The sequence below is a fragment of the Serratia marcescens genome, assembly GCF_029846115.1.
In the GTDB taxonomy this organism is placed as follows: domain Bacteria; phylum Pseudomonadota; class Gammaproteobacteria; order Enterobacterales; family Enterobacteriaceae; genus Serratia; species Serratia marcescens_L.
On sequence record NZ_JARVZZ010000001.1, the window covers coordinates 3,993,480 to 4,017,082 of the forward strand.

At 61.7% G+C, this 23,603-nt stretch carries 28 protein-coding genes; 15 read left to right on the plus strand and 13 right to left on the minus strand.

Going from position 1 to position 23,603, the window contains the following annotated elements; all coding sequences use genetic code 11:
* Nucleotides 1–18 precede the first annotated feature (18 nt).
* Nucleotides 19–618 carry an FMN-dependent NADH-azoreductase gene (locus QDT79_RS19000; RefSeq protein ID WP_063990252.1) on the plus strand — a complete coding sequence of 200 codons (600 nt, stop codon included), beginning with the start codon at nt 19–21 and terminating at the stop codon, nt 616–618.
* A gap of 168 nt (nt 619–786) precedes the next feature.
* On the opposite strand, the gene QDT79_RS19005 is transcribed toward QDT79_RS19000, so the two are convergent.
* The gene (locus QDT79_RS19005) at nt 787–987 is read right to left on the minus strand and encodes a hypothetical protein (protein WP_063990253.1); all 201 of its coding nucleotides are present in this window, start codon (nt 985–987) and stop codon (nt 787–789) included.
* An 80-nt stretch (nt 988–1,067) separates the two neighbouring features.
* Nucleotides 1,068–1,382: a flagellar hook-basal body complex protein FliE gene (gene fliE / locus QDT79_RS19010; RefSeq protein WP_004934773.1), complete on the minus strand. Its 315-nt coding sequence runs from the start codon at nt 1,380–1,382 to the stop codon at nt 1,068–1,070.
* Nucleotides 1,383–1,696: 314 nt separating this feature from the next.
* Between fliE and fliF the strand changes: the two genes are divergently transcribed.
* From fliF to sra, 14 genes are all read left to right on the plus strand, one after another.
* Nucleotides 1,697–3,397: a flagellar basal-body MS-ring/collar protein FliF gene (fliF, locus tag QDT79_RS19015; RefSeq protein ID WP_130018229.1), complete on the plus strand. Its 1,701-nt coding sequence runs from the start codon at nt 1,697–1,699 to the stop codon at nt 3,395–3,397.
* Nucleotides 3,394–4,386, plus strand: a complete 993-nt coding sequence (gene fliG / locus QDT79_RS19020; RefSeq protein WP_060420814.1) for a flagellar motor switch protein FliG — start codon at nt 3,394–3,396, stop codon at nt 4,384–4,386. Before fliF ends, fliG begins: the two co-directional genes overlap by 4 nt.
* Nucleotides 4,379–5,083, plus strand: coding sequence for a flagellar assembly protein FliH (gene fliH / locus QDT79_RS19025; RefSeq protein WP_107226377.1), 705 nt, complete (start codon nt 4,379–4,381; stop codon nt 5,081–5,083). Before fliG ends, fliH begins: the two co-directional genes overlap by 8 nt.
* The gene (fliI, locus tag QDT79_RS19030) at nt 5,083–6,444 is read left to right on the plus strand and encodes a flagellar protein export ATPase FliI (RefSeq protein ID WP_004934781.1); all 1,362 of its coding nucleotides are present in this window, start codon (nt 5,083–5,085) and stop codon (nt 6,442–6,444) included. Before fliH ends, fliI begins: the two co-directional genes overlap by 1 nt.
* Nucleotides 6,445–6,465: 21 nt before the next feature.
* Nucleotides 6,466–6,912 (plus strand): flagellar export protein FliJ, encoded by a 447-nt coding sequence (gene fliJ, locus QDT79_RS19035; protein WP_033634978.1) that lies wholly within the window; start codon nt 6,466–6,468, stop codon nt 6,910–6,912.
* The gene (locus QDT79_RS19040) at nt 6,909–8,129 is read left to right on the plus strand and encodes a flagellar hook-length control protein FliK (protein WP_308316916.1); all 1,221 of its coding nucleotides are present in this window, start codon (nt 6,909–6,911) and stop codon (nt 8,127–8,129) included. The genes fliJ and QDT79_RS19040 overlap by 4 nt, the downstream gene beginning before the upstream one ends.
* A gap of 165 nt (nt 8,130–8,294) precedes the next feature.
* Nucleotides 8,295–8,780 carry a flagellar basal body-associated protein FliL gene (gene fliL / locus QDT79_RS19045; protein ID WP_004934797.1) on the plus strand — a complete coding sequence of 162 codons (486 nt, stop codon included), beginning with the start codon at nt 8,295–8,297 and terminating at the stop codon, nt 8,778–8,780.
* Nucleotides 8,781–8,785: 5 nt separating this feature from the next.
* The gene (gene fliM / locus QDT79_RS19050) at nt 8,786–9,790 is read left to right on the plus strand and encodes a flagellar motor switch protein FliM (RefSeq protein ID WP_025303254.1); all 1,005 of its coding nucleotides are present in this window, start codon (nt 8,786–8,788) and stop codon (nt 9,788–9,790) included.
* On the plus strand, nt 9,783–10,199 hold the full coding sequence (gene fliN / locus QDT79_RS19055; RefSeq protein WP_038876868.1) for a flagellar motor switch protein FliN: 417 nt from the start codon (nt 9,783–9,785) through the stop codon (nt 10,197–10,199). Before fliM ends, fliN begins: the two co-directional genes overlap by 8 nt.
* Complete coding sequence (gene fliO / locus QDT79_RS19060) at nt 10,199–10,603, plus strand: flagellar biosynthetic protein FliO (RefSeq protein ID WP_063990257.1); 405 nt, start codon at nt 10,199–10,201, stop codon at nt 10,601–10,603. Before fliN ends, fliO begins: the two co-directional genes overlap by 1 nt.
* Nucleotides 10,600–11,361: a flagellar type III secretion system pore protein FliP gene (gene fliP / locus QDT79_RS19065; RefSeq protein WP_025303257.1), complete on the plus strand. Its 762-nt coding sequence runs from the start codon at nt 10,600–10,602 to the stop codon at nt 11,359–11,361. The genes fliO and fliP overlap by 4 nt, the downstream gene beginning before the upstream one ends.
* 21 nt (nt 11,362–11,382) lie before the next feature.
* Nucleotides 11,383–11,652 carry a flagellar biosynthesis protein FliQ gene (fliQ, locus tag QDT79_RS19070; protein WP_004934803.1) on the plus strand — a complete coding sequence of 90 codons (270 nt, stop codon included), beginning with the start codon at nt 11,383–11,385 and terminating at the stop codon, nt 11,650–11,652.
* A 2-nt stretch (nt 11,653–11,654) separates the two neighbouring features.
* On the plus strand, nt 11,655–12,437 hold the full coding sequence (gene fliR / locus QDT79_RS19075) for a flagellar biosynthetic protein FliR (protein ID WP_004934804.1): 783 nt from the start codon (nt 11,655–11,657) through the stop codon (nt 12,435–12,437).
* 345 nt (nt 12,438–12,782) lie between these two features.
* Nucleotides 12,783–12,917: a stationary-phase-induced ribosome-associated protein gene (sra, locus tag QDT79_RS19080; protein ID WP_175089935.1), complete on the plus strand. Its 135-nt coding sequence runs from the start codon at nt 12,783–12,785 to the stop codon at nt 12,915–12,917.
* A 273-nt stretch (nt 12,918–13,190) separates the two neighbouring features.
* Here sra and flgL read toward each other — a convergent pair whose 3' ends face one another.
* The 11 genes from flgL to flgB form a co-directional block, all read right to left on the minus strand.
* On the minus strand, nt 13,191–14,150 hold the full coding sequence (gene flgL, locus QDT79_RS19085; protein ID WP_063990258.1) for a flagellar hook-associated protein FlgL: 960 nt from the start codon (nt 14,148–14,150) through the stop codon (nt 13,191–13,193).
* Nucleotides 14,151–14,209: 59 nt separating this feature from the next.
* On the minus strand, nt 14,210–15,859 hold the full coding sequence (gene flgK / locus QDT79_RS19090) for a flagellar hook-associated protein FlgK (RefSeq protein ID WP_107226380.1): 1,650 nt from the start codon (nt 15,857–15,859) through the stop codon (nt 14,210–14,212).
* Between the two features lie 273 nt (nt 15,860–16,132).
* Nucleotides 16,133–17,077, minus strand: a complete 945-nt coding sequence (flgJ, locus tag QDT79_RS19095) for a flagellar assembly peptidoglycan hydrolase FlgJ (protein WP_308316917.1) — start codon at nt 17,075–17,077, stop codon at nt 16,133–16,135.
* A complete protein-coding gene (locus QDT79_RS19100; RefSeq protein WP_038876847.1) occupies nt 17,077–18,177 on the minus strand; it encodes a flagellar basal body P-ring protein FlgI in 1,101 nt (366 codons plus the stop codon). Before QDT79_RS19100 ends, flgJ begins: the two co-directional genes overlap by 1 nt.
* A gap of 145 nt (nt 18,178–18,322) precedes the next feature.
* The gene (flgH, locus tag QDT79_RS19105) at nt 18,323–19,024 is read right to left on the minus strand and encodes a flagellar basal body L-ring protein FlgH (protein WP_107226381.1); all 702 of its coding nucleotides are present in this window, start codon (nt 19,022–19,024) and stop codon (nt 18,323–18,325) included.
* Between the two features lie 83 nt (nt 19,025–19,107).
* Nucleotides 19,108–19,890: a flagellar basal-body rod protein FlgG gene (gene flgG, locus QDT79_RS19110; RefSeq protein WP_004934819.1), complete on the minus strand. Its 783-nt coding sequence runs from the start codon at nt 19,888–19,890 to the stop codon at nt 19,108–19,110.
* 18 nt (nt 19,891–19,908) lie between these two features.
* Nucleotides 19,909–20,664, minus strand: coding sequence for a flagellar basal body rod protein FlgF (locus QDT79_RS19115; RefSeq protein ID WP_025303261.1), 756 nt, complete (start codon nt 20,662–20,664; stop codon nt 19,909–19,911).
* Between the two features lie 12 nt (nt 20,665–20,676).
* A complete protein-coding gene (gene flgE / locus QDT79_RS19120) occupies nt 20,677–21,900 on the minus strand; it encodes a flagellar hook protein FlgE (RefSeq protein WP_063990261.1) in 1,224 nt (407 codons plus the stop codon).
* A gap of 54 nt (nt 21,901–21,954) precedes the next feature.
* Nucleotides 21,955–22,632 (minus strand): flagellar hook assembly protein FlgD, encoded by a 678-nt coding sequence (gene flgD, locus QDT79_RS19125; RefSeq protein ID WP_016927297.1) that lies wholly within the window; start codon nt 22,630–22,632, stop codon nt 21,955–21,957.
* 12 nt (nt 22,633–22,644) lie between these two features.
* Complete coding sequence (gene flgC / locus QDT79_RS19130; protein ID WP_004934826.1) at nt 22,645–23,049, minus strand: flagellar basal body rod protein FlgC; 405 nt, start codon at nt 23,047–23,049, stop codon at nt 22,645–22,647.
* A 5-nt stretch (nt 23,050–23,054) separates the two neighbouring features.
* Nucleotides 23,055–23,468, minus strand: a complete 414-nt coding sequence (gene flgB, locus QDT79_RS19135; RefSeq protein WP_033634995.1) for a flagellar basal body rod protein FlgB — start codon at nt 23,466–23,468, stop codon at nt 23,055–23,057.
* Nucleotides 23,469–23,603: the final 135 nt, after the last annotated feature.

Genomic DNA, 23,603 nt, shown 5'->3' on the forward strand with positions numbered 1-23,603 from the left:
CCGTCAGAGGACAACCGTATGAAAAAAATACTGGTGCTCAAATCCAGCATTATGGGAAACGACTCGCAGACCAATAACCTGATTGATCGCTATCTGGCGGAACGTCGGGCCAACGGGCACGAAGACCAGATCATCGAGCACGATCTGACGGCGTTGGACCTGCCGGTATTGGACGGCGAGCTGTTCAGTGCGCTGCGCGGCGCGGAAAACACCAGCCCACGCGCCAAAGCGGCGCTGGCGCTTTCCGATCGGCTGATTGCCGAACTGAAAGGGAGCGATCTGCTGCTGATCGGGGCGCCGATGTACAACCTCAACGTCCCGACCCAGCTGAAAAACTGGTTCGATCTGGTGGCCCGCGCCCGGGTAACGTTCAACTATACCGCCACCTATCCGGTCGGGTTGGTCGACGGCGTCAATGCGCTGGTATTCAGTTCACGCGGCGGCGTACACGCCGGCCAGCCGACCGACGCCGTGACGCCCTATCTGCGGTCGGTGCTGGGGCTGATGGGGATCGGCGACGTGCAATTTATCTATGCCGAAGGGCTGGATATGAAACCGCACGGCCTCGCGCAGGGGCTGGCGAACGCCCACCAGCGGATTGCGGAATTGGCGGACTGAGGCAAACGCACGGCAGCATTGATTTGTTATAACATAACAAATATGATAACCGCGTTGACGTCACCCAGAACGGGCGTCGACGCACCTACATCATATAAAGTTTTATCGCACTTTGAGCCAGCTATTTCGATAGCTGGTTTTTTTTGTTCATCGGCTGGGGTCTCGGCGTCAATATTGCCGGGCGACGCGTTTCATTTCTCGCTCACCGGGTGACTGCGTTTTCACGGACAGCGGCGCGACAAACGCTTTCCATTCCTTGCCGGCTTCCTGATGAGCCGCGTTTTTTTGGGCCGATGAATCATCATCGTTTTGCCCGGCGCATCCTGACAGCGCCATGATGCCCAGAGCAAGACACAGCGATTTGCACATCATCCTATCCTGATAAATAACCGTCGCTATAGGGTAACAGCGCCGGCCCAAATGTCACTGCAAAATGAGCGGCATGCTCATCACACCGGCATATTCATGATGTCCTGGTAGGCCGCCACCAGCTTGTTGCGCACCTGCACGCCCAGCTGCAGCGAGACCGACGATTTCTGCAGATCGACCATCACATCGTTCAGGCTGATGCCCGGCGCGCCCAGTTCAAAATCCTGCGCCTGTTTGCGCGCCGTTTGCTGGGTCTCGCTGATCTTGCCGAGCGCCGCGGTCAGTTCGCTGGCGAAGCTGACGCCCTGCGGCGCCGCATTTTGCCCCATCTTGCCGGCCTGAACCGCCATGGTCTGCATCTGCTGCAGTACCCCTTCAATGCCCTGAATCGCCATCTGATCCTCAATCATCTCGTCTCGCCGGGTGACGTTTCACCCTGCACTTCTCCAATGATGCACACCCTAGCACAGCGTTTTCAGACCTAAAGCGGCTAATTAACTGCAAAAAACCCGGCTTATCGGGCAATCGGAATCGTCTGATAAGGCGAATAATGGCCTGCCCAGAAATGGGAGCGCCGCTATTTAGAAGATATGTGTATCAGGGAGTCTGTTTTGTCACACAACGCTAACCATACCGTTCATCAGCCTGGCAGGGAGCTGCTCAGCGGCCCGTACGGGATCGTGAGCGCCATTGAAGGACGAGACCTAAAATGAGTGCTTCGATAACCGCCGGCGAAAGCCGCGACAACGGCCTGCAGGCCATCTGGAATCGTCTGCGCGCCAACCCGAAAATTCCGTTGCTGGTCGCCGCTTCCGCCGCGATCGCGATCGTCGTCGCGCTGCTATTGTGGGTGAAAAGCCCCGACTACCGCGTGCTGTACAGCAATCTGAACGACCGCGACGGTGGTGCCATCGTCACTCAACTGACGCAGATGAACATCCCTTACCGCTTTGCCGAAAATGGCGCGGCGCTGCTGATCCCGGCGGAAAAAGTGCATGAAACCCGTCTGCGTCTGGCGCAGCAAGGGCTGCCGAAGGGTGGCGCCGTCGGCTTCGAACTGCTGGATCAGGAAAAATTCGGCATCAGCCAGTTCAGCGAGCAGATCAACTACCAGCGCGCCCTTGAAGGCGAGCTGTCGCGCACTATCGAATCGCTGGGGCCGGTGCAAAACGCCCGCGTTCACCTGGCGCTGCCTAAACCTTCGCTGTTCGTGCGCGAACAGAAATCCCCTTCCGCGTCGGTGACGCTGACCCTGCAACCCGGCCGTGCGCTGGATGATGGCCAGATCAACGCCATCGTTTATATGGTGTCGAGCAGCGTCGCCGGCCTGCCGCCGGGCAACGTGACCGTGGTCGATCAGGCCGGTCGCCTGCTGACGCAGTCCGACGGCACCGGGCGCGATCTCAACGCCTCGCAGCTGAAATACGCCAACGAAGTGGAAAACGGCTTCCAGCGCCGCATCGAAGCGATCCTCGCCCCGGTGGTCGGCAGCGCCAACGTGCGTGCGCAGGTCACGGCGCAGATTGACTTCGCCACTCGCGAACAAACCGATGAACAGTACCAACCGAACCAACAGCCGGACAAAGCCGCTATCCGCTCTCAGCAAACCAGCCTGAGCGAGCAGATCGGCGGGCCACAGGTAGGCGGCGTGCCGGGCGCACTGTCCAACCAACCAAGCGCGCCTGCCACGGCGCCGATTGAGACCGCCAAGCCAGCCACCGCGGCAGGCAACAATGCCAACGCCACCGCGCAAAACGCCGCGACCACCCGCAGCGCGGCGGCCAACGGCGTACCGCAAAATACCCGTCGCGACGCGACCACCAACTACGAGCTCGACCGCACCATTCGCCATACCCAGCAAAAAGCCGGCACCGTGCAGCGTTTGTCGGTCGCCGTGGTGGTCAACTATCTGGGCACCGATAAAGACGGCAAACCGCAGCCGATGAGCAAAGAGCAGCTGGCGCAGATCGAAGCGCTGGTGCGTGAAGCGATGGGCTACTCCAGCAGCCGTGGCGATACCCTGAACGTGGTCAACACGCCGTTTACTGACAGTCAGGTGACCGGTGGCGAACTGCCGTTCTGGCAAAGCCAGTCGTTTATCGATCGCCTGATCGACGCGGGCCGCTATCTGCTGGTGCTGCTGGTGGCCTGGTTGCTGTGGCGCAAACTGGTGCGGCCGCAGCTGCAACAGCGCCAGGCGGCACAACAGGCCGCCGTCGCCGCCGCCAACGCCCCTGCCGCCAAAGCGGTCGACAGCAGCAAACCGAGCAACGAGGAGCTGGCGCAGCGTCGTAAATCGCAGCAGCGCGTCAGCGCAGAAGTCCAGAGCCAGCGGATCCGCGATCTGGCTGACAAAGACCCACGCGTGGTCGCTCTGGTAATCCGCCAATGGATGAGTAACGAGATATGAGCCTGACCGGAACCGACAAAAGCGCCATCCTGCTGATGACGCTGGGTGAAGATCGTGCGGCGGAGGTGTTCAAGCACCTCTCCTCGCGCGAAGTACAGCTGCTGAGCGGCACCATGGCCGGCATGAGCCAGGTTTCGCACAAACAGCTCGGCGAAGTACTGACCGAGTTTGAAGACGACGCCGAGCAATACGCGGCGCTGAGCGTCAACGCCAGCGACTATCTGCGCTCGGTGCTGGTCAAGGCGCTGGGCGAAGAGCGCGCCGCCAGCCTGCTGGAAGACATTCTCGAATCGCGCGAGACCACTACCGGCATGGAAACGCTCAACTTTATGGAGCCGCAGAGCGCCGCCGATCTGATCCGCGACGAACACCCGCAGATCATCGCCACCATCCTGGTGCACCTCAAACGCGGCCAGGCGGCGGATATCCTGGCCCTGTTCGACGAACGCCTGCGCAACGACGTGATGCTGCGTATCGCCACCTTCGGCGGCGTGCAGCCGGCGGCGTTGGCGGAGCTGACCGAAGTGCTGAACAACCTGCTCGACGGCCAGAACCTCAAACGCAGCAAAATGGGCGGGGTGCGTACTGCCGCCGAGATCATCAACCTGATGAAAACCCAGCAGGAAGAGGCGGTCATCGACGCGATGCGCGAATACGACGGCGAGCTGGCGCAGAAGATCATCGACGAGATGTTCCTGTTCGAAAACCTGGTGGAAGTCGACGATCGCAGTATCCAACGCCTGCTGCAGGAAGTGGAAGGCGAGTCGCTGCTGATCGCGTTGAAAGGCGCCGAGCAGCCGCTGCGCGAGAAGTTCCTCAAGAACATGTCGCAACGCGCCGCCGACATCCTGCGCGACGATCTGGCCAACCGTGGGCCGGTGCGCATGTCGCAGGTGGAGAACGAGCAGAAAGCCATCCTGCTGGTGGTGAGACGCCTGGCGGAAAGCGGCGAAATGATCATCGGCGGCGGCGAGGACACCTATGTCTGATCGCATTAACACCCTGCCCTGGCAGCCCTGGTCGCTCAACGATTTGGGCGAACAGAAACCGGCGTTCGAACTGCCGCAGTTGCCGGATCTCGAACTTGACGATCCGTCGCCGGACGCACAGGCCGAATTGCAGCAGCAGTTGGCGACGCTGCGCCTGCAGGCGGAACAACAGGGCCAGCAACTGGGCTATGCCGACGGCCAGCAAAAAGGCTATGAGGCCGGTTTCCAGTCCGGACTGGAGGAAGGCCGCCAGCAAGGGCTGCTGGAAGCACAGCAGCAGCAGCAGCCGCTGACTGCCCACTGGCAGCAGCTGGTCACCGAATTCCAGCACACGCTGGATGCGCTCGACAGCGTGATCGCCTCCCGACTGATGCAGCTGGCGCTGACCGCCGCCAAGCAGGTGCTGGGCCAACCGCCGGTGTGCGACGGCACCGCCCTGCTGGCGCAGATCCAACAGCTGATCCAGCAGGAGCCGATGTTCAACGGCAAGCCGCAGCTGCGGGTGCACCCGGACGACTACCCACGCGTCGAGCAACAGTTGGGGGTCACCCTCAGCCTGCACGGCTGGCGTCTGCTGGCGGACGGCGAACTGCATCCGGGCGGCTGCAAGGTCAGCGCCGAGGAAGGCGATCTCGACGCCAGCCTGGCAACGCGCTGGCATGAACTGTGCCGCCTGGCAGCACCGGGAGAAGTCTGATGACCGCGCGTCTCGGCCGCTGGCTGAGCTCTCTGGATACGCTGGAAAAGCGCATCGCCCGCGCGCCGACGGTGCGCCGCTACGGTCGCCTGACCCGCGCCACCGGACTGGTGCTGGAGGCCACCGGGCTGCAGCTGCCGCTCGGCGCGACCTGCCTCATCGAACGGCACGACGCCGGTGAGGTGCAGGAAGTGGAAAGCGAAGTGGTCGGCTTCAACGGCCAGCGGCTGTTCCTGATGCCGCTGGAAGAAGTGGAAGGCATCGTGCCGGGCGCACGGGTTTACGCCCGCATCGCGCCGGAAGGCCAAAGCGCCGGCAAACAGCTGCCGCTCGGCCCGGCGCTGTTGGGACGGGTGCTGGACGGCAGCGCCAAACCGCTCGACGGCCTGCCTTCACCGGAAACCGGTTACCGGGCGCCGCTGATCACCGCGCCGTTCAATCCCTTACAGCGCACGCCGATCGAGCAGGTGCTGGACGTGGGGGTGCGCACCATCAACGGCCTGCTGACCGTCGGTCGCGGCCAGCGCATGGGCCTGTTCGCCGGTTCCGGCGTCGGCAAGAGCGTGCTGCTCGGCATGATGGCCCGCTATACCCAGGCAGATGTGATCGTCGTTGGCCTGATCGGCGAGCGTGGCCGCGAGGTCAAAGACTTTATCGAGAACATTCTCGGCGCCGAAGGCCGGGCGCGATCGGTGGTGATCGCCGCGCCGGCCGACGTGTCGCCGCTGCTGCGCATGCAGGGAGCGGCCTACGCCACACGCATCGCCGAAGATTTCCGCGATCGCGGGCAGCATGTGTTGCTGATCATGGACTCCCTCACCCGCTACGCCATGGCGCAGCGTGAGATCGCCCTGGCCATCGGCGAGCCGCCGGCGACCAAAGGCTATCCGCCGTCGGTCTTCGCCAAGCTGCCTGCGCTGGTGGAACGCGCAGGCAACGGCATCAGCGGCGGCGGTTCCATCACCGCCTTCTACACCGTGTTGACCGAAGGGGACGATCAGCAAGACCCGATCGCCGACTCGGCGCGCGCGATTCTCGATGGCCACGTGGTGCTGTCCCGGCGCCTGGCGGAGGCCGGCCACTACCCGGCGATCGACATCGAAGCGTCGATCAGCCGCGCCATGACGTCGCTGATCGACGAAGAGCATTACCGCCGGGTGCGCACCTTCAAACAGATGCTGGCCAGCTATCAGCGCAACCGCGATCTGATCAGCGTCGGCGCCTACGCGGCAGGCAGCGATCCGTTGCTGGACAAAGCGATGACGCTGTATCCGCAGATGGAAGCCTACCTGCAGCAGGGCATCTTTGAACGCAGCGGCTATGACGAAGCCTGTCAACAGCTGCAGCAGTTGATTGTTTAACGTCACCAGAGGCGCAGAGCGATGAAATCACAATCCCCCCTGATTACCCTGCGCGATCTGGCGCAGGATGCGGTGGAACAGGCCGCGCAACAGCTGGGCCAGGTACGGCAGGCGCAGCAGGCGGCAGAACAGCAGCTGTCGATGCTGCTCAACTATCAGGACGAATACCGCCAGAAGCTGAATCATACGCTCTGCGACGGCATGGACAGCTCACGCTGGCAAAACTACCAGCAGTTTATCGGCACGCTGGAACAGGCCATCGACCAGCACCGCCAGCAGCTGCTGCAGTGGGGGCAGAAAGTGGATCATGCGGTGAAGCAATGGCAAGACAAACAACAGCGGCTGAACGCTTTCGAGACCCTGCATACCCGCGCCATGACGGCGGAGCAGCAGCAGGAGAACAAACGGGATCAAAAACTGATGGATGAGTTCGCTCAACGCAGTGCACAAAGGAATATCAACCCATGAATCTGAACGCCCTGCCCGGTCTGGTCTTACCCGGCGACGCCGGCGGCCTGGCCGAACTGACGTCGGCGCTGGATGAGAGCCAGCTGTCGTCCGCTTTCGCCCAGCTGCTCGGCGCCCGTTTCGCGCCCGCGATCGACGGCAAACAGCCACCGGTCGCGCTGAACACAGACGATGAACACGCCCCGGCCCTGAGCCGCAACCAGCTCAATCAACTGCTGGCCACCTTCGGCGAGCGCGGCGGTCTGCTGCAGAACCCGACAACCTCAGCCGACGCGCTTTCACCTGAAGATACCGAGGGCGAAGCGCCCGTCGCCGGCGATAAACCGGCGCAGACGCCGATCGCCGCCGCCAAAGAGCTGGATGCCGCAACGCTGCAGGCGCTTTACGCCATGCTGCCGGCCGCGATCGTCGCCCAGGCGCAACCGGCGGACGGGCAACGGCCGCTGCCGGAGGAAAGCGCTGACGAGGCGACTGCGCTGCAGCCCGGCAACGGCCTGCTGAACATCGCGGCGGCCGGTGATAAAACCGCTGCGCGCGCGTCGGCCTCTCCTGCTCCGTCGTTGACGGGCGCGAAATCGCCGGCTACCGACGGCGATAATGCCAAGGCGGCGCTACCGCAACCAACCAACGGCGAACGCGCAAGCACCGCACAACCGCTGCCGGCAAGCGATACGCAGCAGCCACCGACGTTCAACCACGCCGTCGCCCTGGCCGCCGCCAGCCCGACGCAAACGGCCGCCCCGGCCAGCGCACTGGTGACCGCACCGCCTGCGCCGCAGCTCAACGCGCAGCTGGGCAGCCCGGAGTGGCAGCAGGCGTTGAACCAACAGGTGCTGATGTTCCACCGCAACGGCCAGCAGAGCGCCGAGCTGCGCCTGCACCCACAGGAGTTGGGCGCCCTGCAGATCACGCTAAAACTGGACGATCAGCAGGCGCAACTGCACATCGCCTCCGCTCACGGCCAGGTGCGTGCGGCGGTGGAAGCGGCGATGCCGCAGCTGCGTCACGCGTTGGCGGAGAGCGGTATCAACCTGGGGCAAAGCAGCGTGGGCGGCGAGTCCACCCCGCAATGGCAGCAGCAGGCTTCCAACGGCCAGGGTCGTTCCAACTATGCTGAACATCATGGCGGTGATGGCGCAGCCGCCGAGGGCGTCAGCGCACCGGTGACGCTGCAGCGTATGGCCAGTGCGGTCAACGGCGTCGATATTTTCGCCTGAGCCGCCGCAAACGCCCAAGCTGGCACCCATTTGCGCGTCTATTCAGGCTATTGCACGCCGCAATAGACGCGATAATACCTTTACATGTCATGCGTGCGGCTTTGCCGCGCGCTATGCCCGCCGCCTCGCCGGCCGCGGGTGGAACAACAGGAATTAGATTTCGCTATGTCTCAGAACTCCCTTCCGGCAGCACCGAAACGCCCCCTTCTGGTCATCCTGCTGGTCTTGATCAGCGTCGTCGCCTGTGGCGCCGCGGGCTACAGCTGGTGGCTGCTGCAACAGCATAAAAACGGCGCCGAACCGGCCGCCGCCAAACAGCAACCGCCGGCCGCGCCGGTGTTCATGCCGCTCGACACCTTTACCGTCAACCTGGTGACGCCGGACAACAACCCGGATCGCGTGCTGTACATCGGCCTCACGCTGCGTCTGCCGGACGAAAGTACCCGCCGCCAGCTGAACGATTTTCTGCCGGAAGTGCGCAGCCGTCTGCTGATGCTGCTCTCCCGCCAGGAAGCGAGCCAGCTGGCCAATGAGCAAGGGAAGCAACAGTTGGTGGCGCAGATTAAGGACGTGCTCAGCCCACCACTGGTTAAGGGACAACCGAAGCAGGTGGTCAGCGACGTGCTGTTCACCGCCTTCATACTGCGGTAATCACTATGGGCGATAGCATTCTTTCACAGGCAGAGATCGACGCCTTGCTCAACGGCGACAGCGCGGGTGATGAACCCGAAGCGATAGTCGGCAAAGAGAGCGAGGTCAAGCCTTACGATCCGAACACCCAGCGCCGCGTGGTGCGCGAGCGTCTGCACGCGCTGGAAATCATCAACGAACGTTTTGCCCGGCAGTTCCGCATGGGATTGTTCAACCTGCTGCGCCGCAGCCCGGACATTACCGTCGGCCCGATCAAAATCCAGCCGTATCACGAGTTCGCCCGCAACCTGCCGGTGCCGACCAACCTGAACCTGGTGCATCTGAACCCGCTGCGCGGCACCGCCCTGTTCGTGTTCGCGCCGAGCCTGGTGTTCATCGCCGTCGATAACCTGTTCGGCGGCGACGGCCGCTTCCCGACCAAGGTCGAAGGCCGCGAGTTCACCCCGACCGAACAGCGGGTGATCAAGCGCATGCTGCGCCTGGCGCTGGACGCCTACGGCGACGCCTGGAGCGCCATCTACAAGATCGACGTAGAGTACGTGCGCGCCGAAATGCAGGTGAAATTTACCAACATCACCACTTCGCCGAACGACATCGTGGTCACCACGCCGTTCCAGGTGGAGATCGGCGCGCTGACCGGCGAGTTCAACATCTGCATTCCGTTCGCGATGATTGAGCCGCTGCGCGAGCTGCTGACCAACCCGCCGCTGGAAAACTCGCGGCAGGAAGACAGCCATTGGCGCGAAACCCTGGTGAAGCAGGTGCAACACTCCGAACTGGAGCTGATCGCCAACTTCGTCGATATCCCGATGCGGCTGTCGAAAGTCCTGAAGCTGCAGCCGGGCGATGTATTACCGATAGACAAGCCGGAACGCCTGATCGCCCATGTGGACGGCGTACCGGTTCTGACCAGCCAATACGGCACGTTGAATGGGCAATATGCCCTGCGTGTTGAACATTTGATTAACCCTATTTTGAATGCTCTGAGTGAGGAACAGCCCAATGAGTGATCCTAAGCAACCGTCTGGCGAAGGAAAGGAATCCGTAGACGATCTGTGGGCTGATGCGTTTAACGAGCAGCAGTCGACAGAGAAATCCGGCGCGAGCACCGAAGGGGTGTTCAAGTCGCTGGAAGCTCAGGATGCGCTCGGCAGCCTGCAGGATATCGACCTGATCCTGGATATTCCGGTCAAGCTGACCGTGGAACTGGGGCGCACCAAGATGACCATCAAAGAGCTGTTGCGCCTGTCGCAAGGCTCGGTGGTGGCGCTGGACGGCCTGGCCGGCGAGCCGCTGGACATCCTGATCAACGGTTACCTGATCGCACAAGGTGAAGTGGTGGTGGTGGCCGACAAGTTCGGCGTGCGCATCACCGACATCATCACCCCGTCCGAACGCATGCGTCGACTGAGCCGCTGATGACCGTCGCGGCGCCCGTTACCGTCCAAAGCAGCCAACCACCCGCCGCGCCGGCCTTGCCGGCCGGTTCGGTGTTGATGCAGGTCAGCAGCGCGCTCGGCGGCATTCTGCTGCTGATCCTGCTGGCCGGTTGGTTGTTCCGCCGGCTGGGCTTCGCCCCGCAGGCGCGCAACCACAAGCTGCTCAACCTGCGCGCCAGTTGCCAGGTCGGGCAGCGCGAGCGCGTGGTGGTGGTGGAAGTCGACGACACCTTGCTGGTATTGGGTGTCACCGCCCAGCAGATCACCCCGCTGCACACCCTGCCCGCCCCGCCGAAAGACGAGGGCGCGACCGACGCGGCGACGCCGGCGGACTTCCGCCAACTGATGCAAAAAGTTCTGAAACGCCCGGAAAAATCGGCATGACCTCGACTCTTCATACCCTCGTCCGCCGTCCGGCGGTTTGGCTCCCTGCCGCCCTGCTGTTCATCAGCCCGGCGGCTTTGGCGCAACTGCCGGGGCTGATCAGTCAGCCGCTGGCCAACGGCGGCCAAAGCTGGTCGCTACCGGTGCAGACGCTGGTGCTGTTAACCTCGCTGACCTTCCTGCCGGCCATGCTGCTGATGATGACCAGCTTCACCCGCATCATCATCGTGCTCGGCCTGCTGCGCAACGCGCTGGGCACGCCGTCGGCGCCGCCGAACCAAGTGATGCTGGGGCTGGCGCTGTTCCTGACCTTCTTTATCATGTCGCCGGTGTTCGACAAGGTTTATCAGGACGCCTATCTGCCGTTCAGCCAGGACAAGATCGGGCTGGAGGTCGCGCTGGATAAAGGCGCGCAGCCGCTGCGCGAATTCATGCTGCGCCAAACGCGCGAAACCGATTTGGCGCTGTACGCCAGGCTGGCCAATCAGCCGCCGCTGGCCGGCCCGGAGGCGGTGCCGATGCGCATCCTGCTGCCCGCCTACGTCACCAGCGAACTGAAAACCGCCTTCCAGATCGGTTTTACGGTGTTCATTCCGTTCCTGATTATCGACCTGGTGGTCGCCAGCGTGCTGATGGCGCTGGGGATGATGATGGTGCCGCCGGCCACCATCTCGCTGCCGTTCAAGCTGATGCTGTTTGTGCTGGTCGATGGCTGGCAGCTGCTGCTCGGCTCGCTGGCGCAGAGCTTCTATTCGTAACCCCCGACCGGAGAACGCGAGATGACACCTGAATCGGTTATGGCGCTCGGCACCGAGGCGATGAAAGTGGCGCTGGCGCTGGCCGCCCCGCTGCTGCTGGCGGCGCTGATTAGCGGCCTGGTGGTCAGCCTGCTGCAGGCCGCCACCCAGATCAACGAAATGACGCTGTCGTTCATCCCCAAAATTCTGGCGGTGGTGGCCACCATCATCATCGCCGGCCCCTGGATGTTGAACCTGCTGCTGGACTACATGCGCACCCTGTTCAGCAACCTGCCCACCCTGATCGGCTAACCGTGCTCACCTTCGACAGCGCCCAGCTCACCGTCTGGCTCAGCCACTATTTTTGGCCGCTGCTGCGCATTCTGGCGCTGATCAGCACCGCGCCGATATTCAGCGAAAAGCAAATCAGCAAAAAGGTCAAAATCGGCCTTGGCGGGCTGATCGTCATTCTGATCGCGCCAACGCTGCCCGCCAGCAATATCCCGATCTTCTCCGCCGCCGGCCTGTGGCTGGCGATTCAACAGATTCTGATCGGCGTGGCGCTGGGATTGACCATGCAGTTTGCCTTCGCGGCGGTGCGCCTGGCGGGCGAAGTGATCGGCATGCAGATGGGCCTGTCGTTCGCCACCTTCTTCGATCCCAGCGGCGGCCCGAACATGCCGGTGCTGGCGCGCCTGCTCAACCTGCTGGCGATGCTGCTGTTCCTCAGCTTCGACGGCCATCTGTGGCTGATTTCGCTGCTGGCGGACAGCTTCCACACCCTGCCTGTCCAAACGCAGCCTCTGAACGGCAATGGCTTCCTGGTGCTGACCCAGGTCGGCTCGCTGATCTTCATCAACGGCATGATGCTGGCGCTGCCGCTGATCTGCCTGCTGTTGACGCTGAACATGGCGCTCGGCTTGCTCAACCGCATGACGCCGCAGCTGTCGGTCTTTGTGATCGGCTTCCCGGTCACCATGACCTTCGGCATTATGACGCTGGGCATGATGATGCCGATGCTGGCGCCGTTCTGCGAGCATCTGTTCGGTGAAATCTTCGACCGGCTGGCGGCGGTGATCGGCGGCATGACCTTCTAAGCCCCTTCCTTTCCCCCTTTTCCCCTGAGACAAAATGGCAATAAAAACGCTTTCCTGGGATAAAAGCCTGAGAAACGTCTTTTATCCGGATTAAGGTTCAAATGTCTCCGGCGGCTTGAATAAATAAAACCCCGACCTAGAATAGACCCGGTAACAAAAAATATCGCCTGCATCTCCTTATTTTCCCGCAGCGATAAAGTACGTTTATCTTGAGTAAAAAATAAAAATAACGCAGTCACGCAGGGTTAAATGCGCGACAGATAACTTATACCTTGAATAAATGCGTCCGGCGCCTGCCGGCTGCAGGGCGCAGCATCGACCTTTACTAACCACAGGAGCGAGAAAATGATTAAAGCGAAAAGCAACCGCAAGGCGCGCCGGTTATTCGGTTTGACCCACTGGAAAAGCAACAAATTTAGCGTTTCTTTTACCGAGACGGCCGACGGCGGAAAATGGAAAGTGGTGAAGAAAAAGAAATAATACCGCTATTGATCATCAGGGAAATAATATCCCCTCACGATTTTTCCGCCGCTGAGTTCAATCATGCCGTTGCGCATTAAGCAGGGGTGACAATCTTATTATTTCTTTCCTGATGAAAAAAAGGCGCGTCGCCCAGTCAGTAGTGGGAGAACGAGCGACGCGCCAAACGAGTGCGCCCGGTTTCAAGAAGCCTCCCTCCCCGCGGGGCGGAGAGGGTATTTTCTAAGCGCACTAAAGGGAAACCCGTCGCGGTCAGGCAACGGGGTATTGCTCTTAACGATTCATCTGGAACAGCGACATGCCCTGCATATCGCTGAAGGTTTTATACGACGCCTGCAGCGCCGCCTGCTGCATGAAATAAGACGAGATAGACTCGGCCAGGTCGGCATCCGTCAACGCGCTCATCTGGACCTGGTTGGTCATGTCTCGCTCTTTGCCGATGCTGTCCAGCTGATCCATTTCCTGCAGCTGGCTGCCCAGCTCGGCGCGCACGCTCAGCACGTTGTTGTAAGAGTTGTCCAGGCCGCGGTTGGCTTTCGCCAGCGCATCGTTCACCTGCTGCTTGGTGGCCTCATCGGCGCCCTGCAGCGGGATTTTCAGCGCGTTCAGCGCGATATCGATACTCTCGAACACGTTGCTGACCGGCGCGCTGCCGTCCGGCTCGGGCTTCGGGTTGCTGGTCAACGACATGAACACCGCGTTGCCGGTATGGCCGATGGTCATGGTGCGGTTGGCGTCCACTTTCTGCTGAACCGTCTTGTCCCCGCCCTGATAACTGACGGTGCCGCCGTTGTCGACGAATGGCGCCTTGTCGTTCACATATCCGCCGAACATATAGCGGCCGTTGCCGTCGGTGCTGTTGGCCTGGTTCAGCAGCTGATCTTTCAGCCCCTGCAGCTGGGTGGCCAACGACTGACGGTCGTTATCGCTTTCCGTGCCGCCGGCGTTGACGATCAACGCCTTCATGTCCGCGATAGTGGACGTCGCGCCGGCCAAGACCGTTTCTTCCATCGACACGTTTTGGCGAGCGAAGGTGCGCGCCAGCGTGTATTGGCTGTTTTCCGCCTGCGACTGCGACAACATCACCGCGCGCGACGCCGCCAGCGGATCGTCGGACGGGTTGATCACCCGCTTGCCGGAGGAAAGCTGCTCGGCCGCCTTCATGAACAGCGACTGGTTGCCCGTGATGCCGTTCATGTTCTGTTGGTACATCATGCTGGTGCTCATGCGCATGCTGTGGGTTCCTTACTCTGAGCGACCGGCGCCGTTATCGGTGCCGGTTAACAATAAAATCAACGAATATTCAGCAGCGCGTCGAACAGCGAGCTGGCGGTCTGAATCACCTGCGCGTTGGCCATGTAGTACTGTTGGAAACGCAACAGTTCACCGTACTCTTCGTCAAGGTTGACGCCGGACATCGACTGCTGTTGCGCGCCCAGTTGCGTCACGATCTTGGCCTGCGACGTGGCAATGGCCTTGGCGGCAGCGGTCTGGTTGCCGACGCCGCTGACGATGCCGGCGTAAGCGCCGCTCAGGGTCGCCTTGCCGTCCACCAGGTTTTTGGTTTGCAGATCCAGCAGCTTCTTGGCGTTTTCGTTATCGCCGCGGCCGCTGTCGTCTTTACCGGCGGCGGCGATCTTGGACGAATCGGTGATGGCCACTTTCAGGTTACCCGCCACGTCGCTGACCGGCTTCACGGTGAAGCTGTCTTTGGCCTGCGCATTGCCGTCGATGCTCACTTCCAACCCGTCGAAGTTCAGCGTCGGTTTGCCGTCCGCGCTGGTGCCCGGCGTGGCGTTGACTTTCACGTTGTCCGGCAGGCGGCTGACCTGCCAGTTGCTGCCGTCGAACTCGACGCGGTAATCGTTGGCCTTCACCTTGCCGGTGTCGGTGTAAGCGACCGACAGCGACGCGTCGCCGGTGTTACGGGTGTTATCCACCACCCGGCCGCCGCTGAAGCTGAAGAAGTCGCCGCCCGCATCACCGTTCAGATCGAAACCGGCGCGATGCTGCTGATTGAAGCTGTCCGCCATCGCCAGCGCCAACTGGCCCAGCTGATTGCGCACGCCATCCAGCGTTTCGCTGCGGAATTTCAGCACGCCGCTCAGCGTGCCGCTGGTGATCTGGCCTTCCGGCACTTCGCTGGCGCCATTGCCGCGGTTATAACCGATGGTCAGACGGGAAGGATCGCTGCTGGAAGGCACGGCTTCTACCTGATAGGTGTTGCTGCCCTGCACCAGGGTCAAACCGTTGGCGAAGGAGACGGTATACGCATCGCCGTCCTGTTGCGTGACCTGTACGCCCACCAGTTGGTTCAGCTCGGTGACCAGCTGATCGCGCTGATCCAGCAACGCATTCGGCTCGCCGCCGGCGCTGCCGCGCAAACGGGTGATCTCGTCGTTCAGCTTGGCGATCTGTTGGCCGTAGCTGTTAATCTGCTGCGCCGTATCGCTGATCTGCTGATTAACGCCGTTGTCCATGTCGCGCAGGAATTTGTCGGTGTTGTTGAACTGGTTCACCAGGCCGTTGGCCTTGCCCAGCACCGTCTGGCGCGCGGCGTCGTCACCGGCGTTGCTCACCAGGTTCTGCAGGTTGGTGAAGAAATCCTGCATGTTGGTCGACAGCGGGTTGGTTTTGCTCGCCAGCAGGTTATCGATCTGCGAAATCTTCTCGTAATAGGCGTTTTGCGCCCCGAACGCGCTTTGCGCGCCGCGCAGCTGGTTGGTGATGAACTGGTTGTACTCGCGGTTGACGCTGGTGACGGTCACGCCGTTGCCGATAAATCCGCTCATGGTGGCCATGCCGCCGTTCTGCGCCAGGATCGCGGTCTGGCGGTTGTAGCCCGCCACGTTGTAGTTGGAGATGTTGTTGCTGACGGTACTGAGCGCCACCTGAGCCGCATTCAGCCCGCTCATCGCGGTATTGATTAAGCTATTGGACATCGGAATTCCTTATGCTGCGGCGCCGGTGGCCCACAGGGTTCTAATTGAGCTGCTGAGCCTGTTCGCTCAGCCTGTTTCGGTTATCGGCCAAAATGGGAAGAACTTGAGGAAAAAAAGCGGCAATGCGGTCAGCATTCATTACCGCCTATCCCCTAAATAATTGGCGCCGCAGAAAGGCGATAAGCAAAGGCGTCCCCGGGAGCCTGGTTAAGCCAAGTGACCGGGGCGAGCTTGTGCAATCAACGCCGCAGCGGCGTCAAGAATGACGGGGATTTAGAACAAATCTTTCAGATCGTGAGTGTAAGCTTTCACCGCCTGTTCCCCCGCGTTCTTCATCTGCTGAATCACGCTGACCAGTTTGCTGGCGTACTGCGGGTCGGTGGCGTACCCGGCGCGTTGCAGCGCATGCGCCGCCTGCTCCGGGCTGCGCGCGGCGGCCACGTCGGCGTAGCGCGGGTTGTTGGTCAGCAGCTTGACGTAATCGGCGATCGCCTCGACGTACGAGCCGTAGACGCGGAACTTCGCCTTCACCTTCTTCGCCGCGCCCTGTTCGAACTCGGTGGTGGTGATCTCCGTCACCGGCCCGTTCCAGCTGCCGCCGGCCTTGATGCCGAACAGGTTGTAGCTCGGCGTGCCGTCTGAGGTCGGGATCTCGCGCTGCCCCCAGCCAGACTCCAGCGCCGCCTGCGCGACGATCAGCTGATGCGGAATGCCGCTCTGCTGGCTGGCGACCTTCGCCGGTATCGACAGGCGAGCGACGAAGTTGCCGTTGTTGAGCGATAGCGGCGCGGCGGCAGGCGGGGCTTTCGGCATCGCGCGGCGCACCATCAGCTCCAGCGCCTGGTTCGGCAACGTTTGCAGCACCTCGTTGTCCAGCGCCATCGGCGACAGGCCCGCCGTTTCGCTCGGCACCGTGTTGGCGTTGCTCATCTGCTTGACCATCATGTCGGCCAGCCCCAGCCCTTTTTGCGACATCTGCTGGGCGATTTGCTGGTCGTACATCGAGGTATAGAGCCGCGTTTGATCGCTGCTCAATACCCCGTCCTGCGGCAAGGCGGAACGCATGCTTTTCAGCATCATCTGCACGAACATGCCTTCTACCTGCTGGGCCACCTGCTTGAGGTTGCCCTGCGGGTCGGCCGCCGCATCGCGCTTGAGGCCATTCAGCGCCTGGGCGTCATAGGCCGCGCCCGACATCGCCATCAGATCGCCGGCCATCAGATGATTTCCAGCTTGGCGCGCAGACAGCCGGCGCTCTGCATCGCCTGCAGGATCGACATCAGATCGATAGGCGTGGCACCCAGCGCGTTCAGCGCGCGGATCACGTTGTTCAGGTTGGCGCTGGCGTTCACCTTCTGCAGCGATCCGCCCTGCTGTTGCACCGAAATCTGGGTGTTTGGCGTCACCACCGTCTGGCCGCCGCCGAACGGCGTCGTCGGCTGGCTGACGGTGTTCTGCCGATCGACCACCACCGACAGATTACCTTGGGCGACGGCGCAAGAGTCGAGGATCACATCGCGGTTCATCACCACCGAACCGGTGCGCGAGTTGATGATCACTTTGGCGTCCATCGCCCCGACGTTGACGGTGATGTTTTGAATCTCCGCCAGGAAGCGCACCTGAGAGCTGTTGCCCTGCGGCACCAGCACCTGGATCGTGCGGGCGTCGAGCGGCGTCGCGGTGCCGCCGCCGCGTTGGCGGTTGATGGCGTCGCTGATCTGCTGCGCCAGCGTGAAATCTTCGTCGTTTAGCTGCAGGTTGAGAACGCCACCGCTGCCGAAGGTGGTCGGCAGCTCACGCTCGATGGTAGCCCCGTTGCTGATGCGCCCGCCCGCCAGCTGGTTGACCTGCACGCTGCTGCCGCCGGCCGCCGCGCCTGCGCCGCCGACCAGCACGTTGCCCTGCGCCAGCGCATAAACCTGGTTATCCACGCCTTTGAGCGGCGTCATCAGCAGGGTGCCGCCACGCAGGCTCTTGGCGTTGCCCATCGAAGAAACCACCACGTCGATGTTCTGCCCAGCGCGTGAGAACGGCGGCAGTTTGGCGGTCACCATGACCGCCGCCACGTTTTTCAACTGCATGTTGGTGCCCGGCGGCACGGTGATGCCCAGCTGCGACAGCATGTTGCTCAGGCTTTGGGTGGTGAACGGCGTCTGCATGGTCTGGTCGCCGGAGCCGTCCAGCCCCACCACCAGGCCGTAGCCGATCAGGGCGTTGTCTCGCACGCCCTGCACCGTCACCAGATCGCGGATGCGCTCCGCCGCCGCCGGCAGACTCATCGTTCCGATCAGCAAAGCCATCAGGATTTTTTTTGTCATTAGAACCTCATTCGCCTTAGCCAAAAGGCGTTATTGTCGCAGGCAGTTTGAGGGCGGACAGCGCGCAGGAAACGGAGCGTACACGCAGTACGTGACGTTTCCGAGCACTGCCCAACCTCAAAATGGCAAGTAAAATAGCCTGTACTCAAAACGGTGAAACATTTAAGAAGAAGCGCTGCAGCCAGCCCATGGTCTGCGCTTCGTTAATATAGCCATTGCCGACGTATTCGATACGTGCGTCCGCCACCTGCGTCGAAGTGACCGAGTTGTTGCCGCTGATGGTGCGCGGGTTGACGACGCCGGAGAAGCGGATGAATTCGGTGCCCTGGTTGATGGCGATCTGCTTTTCCCCCACCACGTGCAGGTTGCCGTTGGCCAGCACCTGGTTGACCGTCACCGTAATGGTGCCGTTAAAGGTGTTGTTGGCGTTGGCGCCGCCCTTGCCGCCGAAGGTACTGTCACCGGAAATGTCCATATCGGCGCGCGCATTGCCCAACAGGCCGTCGAGGTAACGCGGCGAGGTGGCGACGCCGAACTTGCTGGCGCCGTTGCGGCTGGCGTTGGCGGAGGAGCTTTTGCTGGCGCTGACGTTTTCCTGCAGCACGATGGTCAGGGTGTCGCCGACGTTGCGCGGACGGCGGTCTTCGAACAGCGGCTGGTAGCCGTAGTTCATCGGCTGCACCGTCTGGAAGATCGAGCCGTTCGGCATCGGCGCGCTGGCCGGCGCGGGCTGCGCCGTGGTCGCGCCGTCCACCAGCGATTTGTGCGGGATATAGGCGCAGCCGCTCAGCGTCAGCATCACCATTCCTGCCAGCCAGCGTTGTCCCTGCCGCGGCAGGATTGCCATCGAATATGTGGTTACCACGGGTATCGCCTTTGTTTCACGAAAGAGAATGACGGGCGCGGCAAGCCGGGCCCGTCAATGACAGATTACAGTTGCGTCAGCTTTTGCAGCATCTGATCGGAGGTCGATACCGCTTTGCTGTTGATCTCGTAAGCGCGCTGAGTCTGGATCATGTTGACCAGCTCTTCCGCCACGTTGACGTTGGAGGTTTCCACGTAACCCTGATACAGCAAGCCGGCGCCGTTCAGCCCCGGGGTGCTCTCGTTCGGCGCGCCCGAGCTTTCGGTTTCCTGATACAGGTTCTCGCCCACGCTCTCCAGACCGCTGTCGTTGACGAACGTGGTCAGCGTCAGTTGGCCCACCTGCTGGGCGGCGGTTTGCCCCTGCTGGGTGACGCTGACGATGCCGTCGCGGCCGACGGTGATGGACAGCGCGTTCGCCGGAATGGTGATCGCCGGCTGCACCTGGAAACCGCTGGAGGTCACCAGTTGGCCGTTCTGATCGATCTGGAACGACCCGTCGCGGGTATAGGCCTGGGTGCCGTCCGGCAGCATCACCTGGAAGAATCCCTGCCCCTTGATGGCGACGTCTTTGCTGTTGTTGGTCTGCGACAGGTTGCCCTGGCTGTGCAGGCGCTCGGTCGCCACCGGACGCACGCCGGTACCGATCTGCAAACCGGAAGGCAGCGTGGTCTGCTCGGAGGACTGCGCCCCCGGCTGACGCATGGTCTGGTACAGCAGATCTTCAAATACCGCACGCTGGCGTTTGAAGCCATTGGTGCTGACGTTCGCCAGGTTGTTGGCGATCACGTCCATGTTGGTCTGCTGCGCATCCAGACCGGTTTTGGCAATCCATAAGGATGGAATCATCGGTTATTTCCTTGCTGCTTAACTCATTGAGAGCAGTGAGTTGGCACGCTGTTCGTTTTCATCCACGCTGTGGATGACCTTCATTTGCATTTCAAAACGGCGGGCGTTGGCGATCATGTCGACCATAGTCTCCATCGGCTTGACGTTGCTGCCCTCCAGCACGCCCGGCATCACCCGCACCTGCGGGTCGTTTTGCAACTGATTGCCGCGCTGCTGTTGAGTTTCCGGCGTCAGGCGGAACAGCCCGTCGTCACCGCGCATCACTTCGCGTGCATCGGCTTTCACCAGCTTCAGGCGGCCGATCTGCGCGATGGTGTTCGGCGGATCGCCGGCGTTCAGCGCCGAAATGGTGCCGTCGGCCGCGATGGTGATCTCCGCCGACGGCGGCACCTCGATCGGGCCACCGTCACCCATCACCGGCAATCCCTGCACCGTCAACTGCCCGGTGGAGGAAATCTGAATGTTGCCGTTGCGGGTATAGGCCTCACCGCCACCCGGCAGGCTCACCGCCAGGAAACCGTCCTGCTGCAGCGCCACGTCCAGCGGACGCGCGGTGTAGTTCAGCGCCCCCTGGCTCATGTCGGCGCCCGGCGTCGAGGCGGTCACCAACGTGCGCGTTGCCAGGCTCGGCCCGTCGACCGGCACCGCGCGCAATGCGGCGAGCTGGGCGCGAAAACCCGGCGTCGACGCGTTGGCCAGGTTGTTGGCGGTGATGGACTGCTGCTCCAGCGTTTGGCGCGCCGCGCCCATCGCGGTATAAATCGCGTGATCCATAACTTGGCCCTATTAGCGCAGGCTAACCAGCGTCTGCAGTATGGAGTCCTGCGTCTTGATGGTCTGGGCGTTGGACTGGTAGTTACGCTGCGCGACGATCATGTTCACCAGCTCCTGGCTCAGATCGACGTTGGAAGATTCCAGCGCGCCACTGGTCAGCTTTCCTAAGCCGCCGCCGCCCGCAAGACCGACACGCGGCTGGCCGGACGCGCCGGTTTCCTGCCAAACGTTATCGCCCTGCGACGCCAGCCCTTCCGGGTTGGAGAAGTTAGCCATGACGATCTGGCCCAACAGCTGGGTCTGCTGGTTGGAATAGACCCCCATGATGGTGCCGTCGTTGTTGATCTGATAGCCCGTGTATTCACCGGCGGCATAACCGTCCTGCGATACTTTGCTCACCGAGTCGCTGCTCACGTTCTGCTGCATGCTGCCAGCGAAGCTCAGGGTAAAGTTTTGCGCCGGCGCACCGTCTTTGGCGGTCATCGGGATCACCATGCTGAACTCGCCCGGCGCACCGTTGGTGCTGGTGGTTTTCACCAGGCTGCCGCTGGTGTTGAACTCCATGGTGCCGGCGTTCACTGGCGCGGCGCTACCATCCTGGGTATAGACCTGCCACTTGTTGTCTTCAGTCTTCACGAAGTAGGCGTTGATGTTGTGCGCGTTACCCAGAGAATCGTAGGCGGTGATGGTATTGGTATAGTTGTAGCTGTCCTGTTTGGTCGGATCGAAGGTCTTGTTTTTCGGCACTTCATGGGTCGACATCAGGTTGGCGACCATCTGGCCGGAGGTGGACGCCTTGGCGTTCATCATGCCTTCAGGAATGCTCAACGGCACCGGGTTGGCGCCCTGCTGAATGGTCGGTGGGGAGCCGGCCGCCGGGTAACCGGTCAGCTGCAGGCCCTGCATGTTGGTCAGATTGCGATTTTCGTCCAGCTTGAACTGGCCGTTGCGGGTATAGAAGATGCCGCCGTCTTTATCCTGCATGCGGAAAAAGCCGTTGCCGTTGATGGCCACATCCAATGAACGGCTGGTGCCGGTGGTGGTGCCGCCCTTGAAGTTCTGGGTGATGCCGGACACTTTAACGCCCAGCCCGACCTGCGAACCGGCGAACATGTCGGCGAAGGACACGCTGCCGGATTTGAAGCCCGCGGTCGCGGAGTTGGCGATGTTGTTACCGATCACATCAAGGTTGGTTGCTGCCGCGTTCAAGCCGCTGACTGCCTGAGAAAAAGCCATGTTATTCTCCGAATAGTGGTCAGGCTATCGTCCGATTGAGCCTGATGCTTGGGGTTATAAGATCTGTCGCACGTCTTCCAGGGTGGCGTTGCCCGCCAGGCCAAGATCCAGCTTGGCGCCGTTGCCGTCGCGGATCACGCCGTTGACCAGCCCGAAGTGCAGGCTACGCGCCACCAACTGCTCGCCGTTGCCTTTGGCGTTAATCGCCACTTTGTAGGCGCCGTCTGGCGCGGTAGAGCCGTCATCCAGCGAACCGTCCCAGGTGAAGGCATGCACGCCGGCGGTCAGGCCGCCGATTTCGATGGTGCGCACCACCTGCCCGCTGGCGTTGGTGATGGTGGCAGTCACCTGATCGGCGGCGCGCTCCAGTTCCACGCCGAACGGCGTGGTGCTGACCTTGCCGTCCTTGCTGCCGACCAGAATGTTGTTGCCCGGCACCATTACGCCGTGACCGATCAGCGCAGTCGCCTGCAGCGACTGGTTGCTGTTGATCTGACCGGAGATCGATCCCAGCGTGGTGTTGAGTTTTTCGATACCCTGAACGGTGTTGATCTGCGCCAGCTGCGAAGTCAGTTCGTTGTTCTGCATCGGATTGGTCGGATCCTGGTTTTTCAACTGCGCCACCAGCAGCGTCAGGAAGCTGTTGTGCAGATCCTGGCTGTTGGTATTTTTGCTGTTGTTACCGATGACGGTGTTGTCCAACGACTCGTTCGTGGTTGCGGCAATAGCCATGGGAACCTCCGGTTACTGACCCAGCGTCAGGGTTTTCATCATCATCGACTTGGTGGTGTTGAGCACCTCGACGTTGGCCTGGTAGCTGCGGGAAGCGGAGATGGTGTTGACCATTTCCCCCACTACGTCGACGTTCGGCATGCGCACGTAGCCCTTGGCGTCCGCCAGCGGGTTGCCCGGCTGGTACACCAGACGCTCGGGCGCCGGATCGTCCACCACCTGGGCGACGCGCACGCCGCCGGTCGGCTGCCCAGGCGCCGCCGCGACCTGGAACACCACCTGTTTGGCGCGGTAAGGCTCGCCGTCCGGGCCGGTCACGCTGTCGGCGTTGGCCATGTTGCTGGCGCTGACGTTCATGCGCTGGGATTGCGCCGATAGCGCCGAGCCGGAGATATCAAAAATGTTCAGTAAAGACATGCGCCTTATCCTTGTTGCAGCACGGACATCATCCCTTTGATCTGCCCGTTGAGCAGCGTCAGATCGGTCTGATATTTCAGGCTGTTATCGGCAAAGTTGGTGCGTTCGCGATCCATGTCCACCGTGTTGCCGTCCATCGACGGCTGGTCCGGTACCCGGTACAACAGATCGAGCTGCGGCGGCTGCAGGGTTTGCGCCGGGATGTGGCGCGCCGCCGTCAGGTTCAGCGACATGCCGTTGCCGTTGACGCGCCCTTGTTCCAGCACTTTGTTCAATTGGCTGGCGAAATCGATATCCCGCGCCTGATAACCCGGTGTGTCTGCGTTGGCGATGTTGGCGGCCAGAATTTCCTGCCGCTGGGCGCGCAAGTTCAGCGCCTCTTGGCCAAAGCGCAGAGCCGCGTCCAGTTTGTCGAGCATGCTCCCTCCGCGAGGTTAGAATTTGGAGTCGACAGGATAAACGCCCCCTGCGCCACCCTATCGCGGGAATAGACGCAAAATGGGGCGCTATTTATCTGCTTAGCCTGCGCGCGCTGCGGGTACACTTACGCGTAT

Bases quoted from the DNA above. Each gene is read 5' to 3' on its own strand.
- QDT79_RS19000 (WP_063990252.1), top strand. From the start codon at position 19: ATGAAAAAAATACTGGTGCTCAAATCCAGCATTATGGGAAACGACTCG.
- QDT79_RS19005 (WP_063990253.1), bottom strand. From the start codon at position 987: ATGTGCAAATCGCTGTGTCTTGCTCTGGGCATCATGGCGCTGTCAGGA.
- fliE (WP_004934773.1), bottom strand. From the start codon at position 1,382: ATGGCGATTCAGGGCATTGAAGGGGTACTGCAGCAGATGCAGACCATG.
- fliF (WP_130018229.1), top strand. From the start codon at position 1,697: ATGAGTGCTTCGATAACCGCCGGCGAAAGCCGCGACAACGGCCTGCAG.
- fliG (WP_060420814.1), top strand. From the start codon at position 3,394: ATGAGCCTGACCGGAACCGACAAAAGCGCCATCCTGCTGATGACGCTG.
- fliH (WP_107226377.1), top strand. From the start codon at position 4,379: ATGTCTGATCGCATTAACACCCTGCCCTGGCAGCCCTGGTCGCTCAAC.
- fliI (WP_004934781.1), top strand. From the start codon at position 5,083: ATGACCGCGCGTCTCGGCCGCTGGCTGAGCTCTCTGGATACGCTGGAA.
- fliJ (WP_033634978.1), top strand. From the start codon at position 6,466: ATGAAATCACAATCCCCCCTGATTACCCTGCGCGATCTGGCGCAGGAT.
- QDT79_RS19040 (WP_308316916.1), top strand. From the start codon at position 6,909: ATGAATCTGAACGCCCTGCCCGGTCTGGTCTTACCCGGCGACGCCGGC.
- fliL (WP_004934797.1), top strand. From the start codon at position 8,295: ATGTCTCAGAACTCCCTTCCGGCAGCACCGAAACGCCCCCTTCTGGTC.
- fliM (WP_025303254.1), top strand. From the start codon at position 8,786: ATGGGCGATAGCATTCTTTCACAGGCAGAGATCGACGCCTTGCTCAAC.
- fliN (WP_038876868.1), top strand. From the start codon at position 9,783: ATGAGTGATCCTAAGCAACCGTCTGGCGAAGGAAAGGAATCCGTAGAC.
- fliO (WP_063990257.1), top strand. From the start codon at position 10,199: ATGACCGTCGCGGCGCCCGTTACCGTCCAAAGCAGCCAACCACCCGCC.
- fliP (WP_025303257.1), top strand. From the start codon at position 10,600: ATGACCTCGACTCTTCATACCCTCGTCCGCCGTCCGGCGGTTTGGCTC.
- fliQ (WP_004934803.1), top strand. From the start codon at position 11,383: ATGACACCTGAATCGGTTATGGCGCTCGGCACCGAGGCGATGAAAGTG.
- sra (WP_175089935.1), top strand. From the start codon at position 12,783: ATGATTAAAGCGAAAAGCAACCGCAAGGCGCGCCGGTTATTCGGTTTG.
- flgL (WP_063990258.1), bottom strand. From the start codon at position 14,150: ATGCGCATGAGCACCAGCATGATGTACCAACAGAACATGAACGGCATC.
- flgK (WP_107226380.1), bottom strand. From the start codon at position 15,859: ATGTCCAATAGCTTAATCAATACCGCGATGAGCGGGCTGAATGCGGCT.
- flgJ (WP_308316917.1), bottom strand. From the start codon at position 17,077: ATGGCCGGCGATCTGATGGCGATGTCGGGCGCGGCCTATGACGCCCAG.
- QDT79_RS19100 (WP_038876847.1), bottom strand. From the start codon at position 18,177: ATGACAAAAAAAATCCTGATGGCTTTGCTGATCGGAACGATGAGTCTG.
- flgH (WP_107226381.1), bottom strand. From the start codon at position 19,024: ATGGCAATCCTGCCGCGGCAGGGACAACGCTGGCTGGCAGGAATGGTG.
- flgG (WP_004934819.1), bottom strand. From the start codon at position 19,890: ATGATTCCATCCTTATGGATTGCCAAAACCGGTCTGGATGCGCAGCAG.
- QDT79_RS19115 (WP_025303261.1), bottom strand. From the start codon at position 20,664: ATGGATCACGCGATTTATACCGCGATGGGCGCGGCGCGCCAAACGCTG.
- flgE (WP_063990261.1), bottom strand. From the start codon at position 21,900: ATGGCTTTTTCTCAGGCAGTCAGCGGCTTGAACGCGGCAGCAACCAAC.
- flgD (WP_016927297.1), bottom strand. From the start codon at position 22,632: ATGGCTATTGCCGCAACCACGAACGAGTCGTTGGACAACACCGTCATC.
- flgC (WP_004934826.1), bottom strand. From the start codon at position 23,049: ATGTCTTTACTGAACATTTTTGATATCTCCGGCTCGGCGCTATCGGCG.
- flgB (WP_033634995.1), bottom strand. From the start codon at position 23,468: ATGCTCGACAAACTGGACGCGGCTCTGCGCTTTGGCCAAGAGGCGCTG.